This is a genomic window from Mucilaginibacter sp. (assembly GCF_028288105.1).
Lineage (GTDB): Bacteria > Bacteroidota > Bacteroidia > Sphingobacteriales > Sphingobacteriaceae > Mucilaginibacter.
This window is the reverse complement of the sequence record NZ_JAQBOI010000018.1, coordinates 1-9,639: the sequence shown is the minus strand read 5'-3', so window position 1 is coordinate 9,639 and position 9,639 is coordinate 1. Positions and strand designations below refer to the sequence as shown.

11 protein-coding genes are annotated in these 9,639 nt (G+C 41.5%); 7 read left to right on the top strand and 4 right to left on the bottom strand.

Annotated features, from left to right (window positions below; all coding sequences use genetic code 11):
- On the bottom strand, positions 1–237 hold a 237-nt coding region (locus JWQ85_RS01050), incomplete at its 3' end, for a hypothetical protein (RefSeq protein WP_299462601.1).
- Between the two features lie 217 nt (positions 238–454).
- On the opposite strand from JWQ85_RS01050, the gene JWQ85_RS01045 reads away from it, so the two are divergent.
- Genes JWQ85_RS01045 through JWQ85_RS01035 form a run of 3 tightly spaced genes read left to right on the top strand, consistent with a single transcriptional unit; the run spans position 455 to position 2,746 of the window.
- Entirely contained in the window at positions 455–1,111 is a 657-nt protein-coding gene (locus JWQ85_RS01045) for a hypothetical protein (protein ID WP_299462598.1), read from the top strand.
- 33 nt (positions 1,112–1,144) lie between these two features.
- Complete coding sequence (locus JWQ85_RS01040) at positions 1,145–1,609, top strand: hypothetical protein (protein WP_299462595.1); 465 nt, start codon at positions 1,145–1,147, stop codon at positions 1,607–1,609.
- 45 nt (positions 1,610–1,654) lie between these two features.
- Entirely contained in the window at positions 1,655–2,746 is a 1,092-nt protein-coding gene (locus JWQ85_RS01035; RefSeq protein ID WP_299462592.1) for a metallophosphoesterase, read from the top strand.
- Positions 2,747–2,823: 77 nt separating this feature from the next.
- Here the strand turns inward: JWQ85_RS01035 and JWQ85_RS01030 are convergent, their stop codons facing one another.
- From JWQ85_RS01030 to rsfS, 3 genes are all read right to left on the bottom strand, one after another.
- Entirely contained in the window at positions 2,824–3,462 is a 639-nt protein-coding gene (locus tag JWQ85_RS01030; protein WP_299462589.1) for a lactate utilization protein, read from the bottom strand.
- Positions 3,463–3,546: 84 nt separating this feature from the next.
- Positions 3,547–5,658: an ATP-dependent zinc metalloprotease FtsH gene (ftsH, locus tag JWQ85_RS01025; protein ID WP_299462583.1), complete on the bottom strand. Its 2,112-nt coding sequence runs from the start codon at positions 5,656–5,658 to the stop codon at positions 3,547–3,549.
- Positions 5,659–5,722: 64 nt separating this feature from the next.
- The gene (gene rsfS, locus JWQ85_RS01020; protein WP_299462580.1) at positions 5,723–6,097 is read right to left on the bottom strand and encodes a ribosome silencing factor; all 375 of its coding nucleotides are present in this window, start codon (positions 6,095–6,097) and stop codon (positions 5,723–5,725) included.
- 92 nt (positions 6,098–6,189) lie between these two features.
- Between rsfS and JWQ85_RS01015 the strand changes: the two genes are divergently transcribed.
- Genes JWQ85_RS01015 through JWQ85_RS01000 form a run of 4 tightly spaced genes read left to right on the top strand, consistent with a single transcriptional unit; the run spans position 6,190 to position 9,566 of the window.
- Complete coding sequence (locus JWQ85_RS01015) at positions 6,190–6,915, top strand: biotin--[acetyl-CoA-carboxylase] ligase (protein ID WP_299462577.1); 726 nt, start codon at positions 6,190–6,192, stop codon at positions 6,913–6,915.
- 2 nt (positions 6,916–6,917) lie between these two features.
- Positions 6,918–7,367: a protein-disulfide reductase DsbD domain-containing protein gene (locus tag JWQ85_RS01010; RefSeq protein WP_299462574.1), complete on the top strand. Its 450-nt coding sequence runs from the start codon at positions 6,918–6,920 to the stop codon at positions 7,365–7,367.
- A gap of 30 nt (positions 7,368–7,397) precedes the next feature.
- Positions 7,398–7,850 (top strand): protein-disulfide reductase DsbD domain-containing protein, encoded by a 453-nt coding sequence (locus tag JWQ85_RS01005; protein WP_299462571.1) that lies wholly within the window; start codon positions 7,398–7,400, stop codon positions 7,848–7,850.
- Between the two features lie 12 nt (positions 7,851–7,862).
- On the top strand, positions 7,863–9,566 hold the full coding sequence (locus tag JWQ85_RS01000; protein WP_299462568.1) for a thioredoxin family protein: 1,704 nt from the start codon (positions 7,863–7,865) through the stop codon (positions 9,564–9,566).
- The last annotated feature ends 73 nt before the right edge of the window (positions 9,567–9,639 follow it).

Here is a 9,639-nt window from a genome sequence, read left to right as displayed (position 1 = left end):
GTTGTCATCGTCCATACTGTCATAGGCTGTGCCATCTTCATTTAGCTGGAAGTACTCGCCGTTGTTAAAGGTTTCTGTATCGCCATTCTCTACAAACTTTACGTACAGCCACTTGCCAACCAGTTTGCTTTTTGATATGGAAGCGGAATCAGCCCCATCGTCGCTCTTCTTGCTGCACCCTGTAAAGGCAAATAAGCCGGTCATCAGTAATAAGGTAATAAATAATAGCTTTTTCATAATTGTAAGAGTAATGTTTTGTTATGCTAAGATATTGACACCGCTTTTGTAAGAGGCCCGTGTTTTCACGGTATTTAAAGGTTTAAAACACAGTTAAACCTGGGTGTTATAAGCGTTGATACGCATTGCTTACAAACAGAAATTTGCCTTCAAGCAATTGTTTAATTGCGGCCGGGAAAGCCGAAAACGGAACAGAGTAGGCAAATGAATGTATAAAATGAAAAACCTTGACCTTTCAAAATTTTTATTTCTCCCGCTATTATGTGCCGGCCTTACTGCTAATGCACAGGATAACAGCCTTACTACCGACAAACCTACTAACACGGCAATTGCATTAGTAGCCATACCAGCTAACACAAGCCCCGTAATGGGCGAAAAAAACTTATCTGAACAAAAAAGCGCTCTTAAAAATGCCGCGTTTGCAGATGGTTCGGCTTCAACCTTCTCTATTGGCTTAGAACCGGAGGTGCTATTACCATTAGGCAATTTTAAAAATTCGTCGTCGGTAGGTGTGGGTATCAACTTAAAAGGCCTGTATCACCTTAGTGAAACAGGTGCTGTAACCGGTACAGTAGGTTACAACTACTTTGTAGCAAAAGAAGATGTCGCTTTTAAATACTCTGGTATCCCTATAAAAGTGGGTTACATGGCTAAGCTAGGCGATATGTTTTTTATTGAGCCGCAAGTAGGTTTTTACAGCCTGCGTGCATCAGATGATGACGATAATTCTGCAACCAGTACCAACTTATTATTGGCCGCTAAAGTAGGGCTTAATATTGGCGAAAAATCTCACCTGGGTATTGGATACAACTACATAAAAGTAACCGGCGGTTCATACGCGTTTGCCGGGCTTAGCTACCTGTTTACATTTTAACCAAATCTTATAACTAAACTTTACACACATTTTATGAAAACTTTAAAAAGAAATTTCTTCGTTAAAAGCCTGCTCCTTTTGTTAGTGGTAGCATTTTTAGGCAGTTGCAAAAAGGATGGCGACGATGGTAGCAACGATATCGGGAAAGGCTCATTTACTATTAAGGGGACCACACATAGCGGCCCATGCGTATCTATTGCTGCTACCAGCGGTGTAAGCGGTAATATAGATGTAGTTATAGCCGATGAAAGCGGCGCATCGTTTACGGTTTATAATATGCCAACAGGCGGCAGCGGCACAAGTAACGTTGTCGAATTCACTGATAGTAACGGTTTTTCTTCTGAACTGTATGCATTAAGTGTTAGCGGCAGTACGCTTTATTCTTCTACTGGCGGCACTATTACCAAAACAGGTTCAAACTCATACAAGTTCTCTATAAATATGATTGACCTGAGCACCGATGAACAAATTACTATAACCGGTTCGGGCAAGTATTAATCTTAACCTTATCACACAATTTTACACGGCGCATGTTATTCCCACATGCGCCGTTTTTTTCAACGCTTACTGTATAAACCCGTTTCACGCCTGGCCGACAGGTTCTCGTCCCGCCCCGATAAAGCAAGAGTTAACAGGGCTTTAAACGCCCTTTATAAAAGCATTACTACCAAACCGGGTAAAAAAGGGTTGGTTATACCATTTGATATCCATAAAGATAAATTTATCATCCTATCTGATCAGCATAAGGGCGCAAGAGATGGGTCGGACATATTTGCCAGATCTGCCCGTAATTATTTGGCCGCACTCGATCATTATAACAATGAAAAGTTCATCTACATTAATCTGGGTGATAGCGAAGAGCTTTGGGAAAACCTGTTTGTAACCGTAAAACGGCACAATAAATCTACCTTCGAGGCAGAAAAACTGTTTATTAAGCAGGATAGGTTTGTAAAGATATTTGGCAACCACGACCTGTATTGGGATAACGACCCGCTTGCCGCGGTTAGCCTGCTGCAAATATATGGGCGCGCCATCCGTATTTACGAGGGCGCAATATTACAAACCATAGTAAACAATAAACCCTTGGAAGTTTTTATGACCCACGGCCACCAAGGCGATCTGCAGAGCGACGGCAATTGGTTTAGCAAGTGGTTCGTATCTACTGTATGGGGGCCGCTGCAAGGTTACCTGCGTATAAACCCTAATACGCCGGCCTATAATAACCTGTTAAAAACCGATCATAACCGCATTATGTATGAGTGGAGCAGCCTGCGAAAAAACATGTTGCTGATAACCGGGCACACACATCAGCCGGTATTTAAATCATTAACACAATTAGAGATACTTTACATTAGCCTGGAAAAGGCCAAAAAAGCGAATGACATTGTAAAAACTGCCGAACTGGAAAAGAAAATAACCAGCCTGCACCTACGGGGAAATAACCAACCAAATTTTAACGGTTACCTGGATACCTATTTCAATACTGGCTGCTGTTGTTTTAACGATGGTGATATCACTGGTATAGAGATAGCCGATGGTTGCATCCGTTTAATAAAATGGGCCCACCACAGAAAGGTTACTGAGCGAATGGTATTAGAGGAAAGTAAATTGGAGGATTTGAAGGTAATATCGTAAAGACGCGATACTTCGCGTCTTGTTTAGACAGGTAATAAAATGATTAATAGACGTGAAGTATCACGTCTCTACGGGATTTAACCATCCAACAAAAACACAAACAACTCTTTAGGGCCGTGGGCGCCTAAAACCAGTGTTTTTTCAATATCGGCGGTACGGCTTGGGCCGGTAACGTGGCTTATCATTGATGGCATGCGGCTGCCATGCTTTTCTTTCAACAGCTTAAACCCATCCTTCAGATCAAGCACCAGCTGTGAAGTATAGGCCAACACAATATGCACCGGGGGATAAATACTTAAGCGTCTGCCCGCGGCATTGGCGTTAGAGAGTAAAATAGTCCCGTTACGGGCTATCAATGCCTCGCAAAAGGTAAAGCCAACTTCGGCTTGTTCAAAATCTTTATCGGTTTCAAAAAAGGGGTATTCGTAAGTTTTAAGCATTTGCTGCAAGGCGGGTTCCCAACAGTATATTTTATGCCACTTACGTTCCTCGGCCAATTCCAATAGGTTCTCTATAAACTGTACCTCATCTTCACAAAAAACAAACTGGCCACTTACCGCGGTAAATTCCTGGGCAAAAAGCACTTCCAGCATCTCCTCATTTGGCGGATACATGGGCAGGTCTTCCAGGTTTGGATAGGGATTGTCGCGTTTTTCTAAAAGCGCCTTACGCACTTTTTTCAATAGCTTCTCTTTTGATGTAGTTATATCCCTCATTGTTAGGCCAAAAATAACAAGTATAAACTAAAAAGTCGCAAGCCTTGTTCAGACTTACGACTTTTACTTTTATAAACTTAAGATTTACTCTTTAGTTGTATCGGTTTCTTCAGGGTTTCTTTCAAATGTACCTGAATGATCGCTAACACCTTCGTGGATCAGGTTTTGTGCAACTGGCTCCTGGTTTGATTCCGGGCCATTTACAAACTCGTCGTAAGTGGTACGGTTATCAAACGGGCGTTTACCCAATATTTCTTCCAGATCTGATTGGAAAAGAATCTCTTTTTCCAACAGTTTATTAGCCAATGCGATCAAACCTTCGCGTTTATCAATAAGCAGTTTTTTGGTGCTTTGATAAACATCGCCAATTAAGGTGCGTACCTCGTTATCGATCAGCTCTGATGTTTTTTCAGAGTATGGTTTGTTAAACTGGTATTCGCCCTGGGTATCGTTGAAAGATACATTACCCACTTTTTCGTTCATACCATAAATGGTAACCATGGCATAAGCCAGTTTGGTAATTCGTTCAAGGTCGTTTTGCGCACCGGTAGATATTTTACCAAAAGTAATATCCTCTGCAACACGGCCTCCCATGGTCATGCTCATACCATCAAGCAATTGCTCGGTAGTATACAGGAATTGCTCTTTTGGCAGATACTGGGCGTAACCCAATGCTGCAACACCACGCGGAACGATAGACACTTTCACCAATGGATCGGCATGTTCCAGGAACCAGCCCGCAATAGCGTGGCCAGCTTCGTGGTAAGCCACAATGCGCTTTTCTTCCGGAGAGATAATTTTGTTCTTTTTCTCTAAACCACCAATCACACGGTCAATAGCATCCTGAAAATCCTGCATATCAACTGCTTCTTTGTTTTTACGGGCAGCTATTAAAGCGGCCTCGTTACAAACGTTGGCAATTTCTGCACCTGCAAAACCAGGGGTTTGTGCCGATAATTTCTTGGCATCTACCCCTTCTGCAACCTTAATAGGTTTTAAGTGTACTTTAAAGATCTGCTCACGGCCTATCAAATCGGGCTTATCAATAGATACCTGCCTGTCAAAACGTCCCGGGCGCATTAAAGCGCTGTCCAAAACGTCGGGGCGGTTAGTGGCTGCAAGGATGATAATACCCGAATCAGTACCGAAACCATCCATTTCAACCAATAACTGGTTCAGGGTGTTTTCGCGTTCATCATTACCACCTACAATATTGTTTTTACCACGGGCACGGCCAATGGCATCAATCTCATCAATAAATATGATACAAGGCGCTTTATCTTTTGCCTGGCGAAACAAATCACGAACACGTGATGCACCCACACCTACAAACATCTCCACAAAATCAGAACCCGATAGTGAGAAGAAAGGCACTTGTGCCTCGCCTGCAACGGCTTTGGCCAGCAATGTTTTACCCGTACCCGGCGAACCTACCAACAATGCACCCTTAGGTATTTTACCCCCCAGATTGGTGTATTTTTTAGGGTTTTTAAGGAAATCTACAATTTCCATAACCTCTTGTTTAGCTTCCTCCAGCCCGGCAACATCATTAAATGTAACCGATACCTGGGCTTCTTTATCAAACAAGGTAGCTTTTGATTTACCAATATTAAATATTTGGCCGCCGCCACCGCCGCCTGCACCACCGCCCATACGGCGCATAATAAACAACCATACGCCAACCAGCAATACCGCCATTATAACGCATTGTACCAGCCAGTTGCTCAACAGGTTTTCTTTACCCTGCTGATACTCGATAGCCGTTTTTTGCGATTCGGGTACATCTTTTTCGGCGTTGGCGATAGATTGCTTTAAGCTTTCGTAAGATGCATCGGTAAAGTTATACTGCGGTTCATTTGATATACCTAAACCACGCTGGCCTTTGTTAGCATCCTGGTATTGTGGTTTACCCAAGCTATCTTTCTTAATATATACCTCGGCAGTTACCAGATCGCCATTTTTGTAGGCCACAATGTGGTCAACATCGCGCGAGCGCAGCATCTGAGTACTAAATCTTTGAAAATCTATCTGCTTACCAATGCTGCCGCTCATAAGAGTGGGCACCACCAGTATACCAATAATAGCAATGGCATAAAGCCACATCAGGTTAAACTTTGGCGGTTTTGGCGTAATTTTCTTATTCGGAACCTTGCGTAAAGGTTTTGAGGAATCGGACTTTTTATCTTTAATTTCCATGTTTCTACAAGCTCAACTTATCAATAAATAACTAAAAAAAAGGGTATTGTGTTTCGAGCTTTGTTTAAGCGCTTTTATAGCTTTTAATTTCAGCATCACCCCATAAATCTTCAACACCATAAAACTCGCGTTTATCTGTCCTGAAGATGTGTATGACAACATCTATATAATCCAGCAGTATCCATTCGCCGTACTCAAGCCCTTCTTTGCGCCAAGGGTCTTGTTGTATAGCTTTATAAATTTCTTCCTCAACGCTATTTGCAATTGCTTTTACCTGTGTGGCCGAATCGGCATGGCAAATTACAAAGTAATCTGCTACCGAACTATTTATATTACGAAGATCAAGCCTTACCAGATCATTCCCCTTTTTTTCTTGCATGCCGTGTATGGCAAGTTCAGAAATATAGGTGGATTCATTTATGACTTTACTTTTTACCATTAAAAAGATTTAGTTTTGAACGATTTTGGGTTTAATAATATTATACGTTGCAAAATAACATATTTTCAGGATTATTTGTTGGACAAAATTTAGTGTCACTAAAAGAAGTTGACTCTACAAACACATTCCTTAAAAATATATTGTCAAAATCCAAGCCAGTACCTGATGGAACGGTCATTATGGCAGAAACACAGCATGCCGGCCGTGGTCAACGTGAAAACACATGGCATGCCGAACCGGGAAAAAATTTGACTTTCAGTTTATTATTAAAACCCGGTTTTTTATCTGCACAGCAACAATTTGACCTTACCCGGGCCATTAGCTTAGGTGTATATGACGCTCTATACCCTCTATTGCGTGACAGCCTTAAGATAAAATGGCCAAATGATATTTACTATGGCGATAAAAAGCTTGGTGGCATGCTCATAGAAAATATATTACAGGGCAGCCAGATAAAAAGTGCCATAATTGGTATAGGCATTAATGTAAACCAGGTAAATTTCCCTGACAATGCCACTAATGCCACTTCTATCAAAAATATATTACAAAGGGATTATGAATTAAAAAATATATTAGCAGAAATTTGCAATAATATTGAGGTATACTACCTGCACCTTAAAGCCGGAAGAATCGAATATATAAGAAATATGTACTTAAATCGGCTATACTGGTTAAACGAACCGCGGCAATTTAAGTCGAACGGGCAGGTTTTTGAAGGCCGGATAATAAACGTTAAAGATAATGGTTTGTTGGTAATTGACCAAAATGGCGGTGAACAGGTCTATAACTTAAAGGAAATAGAATTTTTAAATAAATAATATTGAAAGGTTTATTTTTAGGGATAGTAGCATTAATGATAACTATTGGTGCTAATGCACAGGTAAAATCGCCGGTGAGGTGGTCGTATGCGTCCAAAAAAATAAGCGCTACCGAAGCCGTAGTGTTTTTAAAAGCCACGATAGATAAAGACTGGCACATCTACTCGCAAACGGGGAAACCAGGCGGGCCGTTAAAAACGACGTTTACATTTAAACCTTCAAAAGATTACATATTGGCAGGTAAAACCATTGAGCCCAAGCCAATTGTTAAATACGAACCTGCCATTAAAATGAATGTGGGCTATTTTGAAAACACGGTTGTGTTTCAACAAAAAATAAAACTAAGATCCCCGAAGGCTAAAAACGTTACAGGTAAATTGGAATTTATGGCTTGTAATAAACAATGCCTTCCGCCAGATGAGGTCGAATTTTCGATCTCTCTTGGTATATAATTAATAATGGACTTTAAATAAATAATAATAATGAAAAAAATACTTTTAGTGATAACCGCATTGATGATAACCTTTGGTGCAAAGGCACAGGTAGAATCGCACGTAAGATGGTCATACGCGGCCAAAAAAATCAGCGCTACCGAGGCGGTTGTATTAATAAAAGCAACTATTGACCAGGGCTGGCACATTTACTCGCAAAACGTTGCAGATGGTGGCCCGGTAAAAACCAGTTTCACTTTTACCCCTTCAAAAGAATATGCATTAGTTGGCAAAACAGCCGAGCCTAAGCCTATATCTAAATATGAAAAAGTATTTAGCATGAATGTTGGCTACTTTGAAAACTCGGTTGTGTTTCAGCAAAAAGTAAAACTAAAATCGACAAAAGCTGCAGCAGTTAAAGGAAAACTGGAGTTTATGACCTGTAACGACCAAAAATGTCTTCCACCAGACGAGGTTGAGTTCTCTATCCCGTTAGGTAAATAATTATTAAGACAAATGACATCAGCTACCCTGCGCAGCCCTTTAAAGCACGCTCTTTTATTTTTAGCAATCCTTTTCGCCGTTACGGTTTTAGCCCCGCAGCAAGTTAAGGCACAAACTGCCGACACCGTTTCAACAAACGATGTGGAGTTTACAGATATCCAAACCCCGGCAGATAGTATCGCCGCGGCTAAAAAGAAGGCACCCGTTGCCGATTCTGTTGCCAAATCAGCAGTAAATAAATCAGCCCCTGCTTCACCCGATTCGCCTACAAACCTTTGGCAATTATTCATAATTGGCTTTGTGGGCGGTTTCGCAGCGTTTTTATTGCCTTGTGTTTATCCGATGCTACCATTAACTGTTAGCTTTTTTACCAAAAGAGGCGGAAGCCGGGCAAATGCTATCTGGCAATCTTGCCTGTATGGCCTATCTATCATATTTATTTATGTGGTTTTTGGCCTTTTGATCACCATTATTTTTGGCCCCGCAGCTTTAAACGGGCTGGCAACCAATGGCATATTCAACTTCTTTTTCTTCCTGATGCTGGTTGTATTCGGCGCTTCGTTCCTGGGTGCATTTGAAATAACCCTGCCCAGCTCTTTAGCCAACAAACTTGATGCAAACTCTGACAAAGGTGGCCTTGCGGGCATCTTCTTTATGGCTGCTACACTGGTAGTAGTATCGTTTTCATGTACCGGCCCTGCAATTGGCGGTGTGCTGTCAAGCGCCTTTACAAAAGGCGACAGGCTTGGCCCGGCAGTGGTTATGTTTGGTTTTTCACTGGCTATTGCATTGCCGTTTACCATATTTGCCATGTTCCCGTCGGCGCTTAAAAGCCTGCCAAAATCTGGCGGCTGGTTAAACAGCGTTAAGGTGATCTTGGGATTTATAGAAATAGCTTTCGCCCTTAAATTTTTATCGAATGTCGATCTGGCCTATCACTGGAATATAATTGACCGCGAGGTGGTTTTATCCCTGTGGATAGCGATTGGCATATTAATAAGTTTATACCTGATCGGTAAGATCAAATTCTCGCACGATAGCGACGTAACGCATTTAACGGTAACCCGTACGTTTATCGCTATGGCTATGTTCGCGTTTACCATTTATATGGTGCCGGGCCTTTGGGGCGCGCCGTTAAAAGCCATCAGTGCTTTGCTGCCTCCTTTAAGTACACAGGATTTTGATCTCTCTGGTGGCGTGGGTAATGGTGCAATTGCAACCCCTGCAAATACATCAACCATAAAAGAAAAAAAATACGAAGAGCTTTTTAAACGCCTGCCAAAAGTAAAAGGCCTTGATGAGTGGTATGATTATGACCAGGCTGTAGAAGTTGCAAAACAACTGCACAAACCCATCCTGATAGATTTTACAGGCTGGAACTGTGTTAACTGCCGTAAAATGGAGCAAGAGGTATTACCCGTGCCTGCTGTATTGACAAAACTGCAAAACGATTTTGTAATATTACAATTGGTGATAGACGATAAAACCGACCTGCCTGTTGCAGAACAATATAAATCAACCACTACTGGTAAAAACATTACCACAATTGGCGGCAAGTGGCTTGATTTTGAGATCACTAAATTCAATTCAAACGCACAGCCTTATTATGTTATCATTAATGAAAAGGGCGAAGCGCTTGTTACGCCGATAGGCGCTACGGATGTTAATTCCTTTATTTCCTACCTGGATAGTGGGATAGCTGCGTATAAAAAGTAGGCGGTTAAAAAATTTAATGTAAATTCGCGGAACTTTATGAATACACTGCAGTTGGTCTGCATGGCTTTCATAA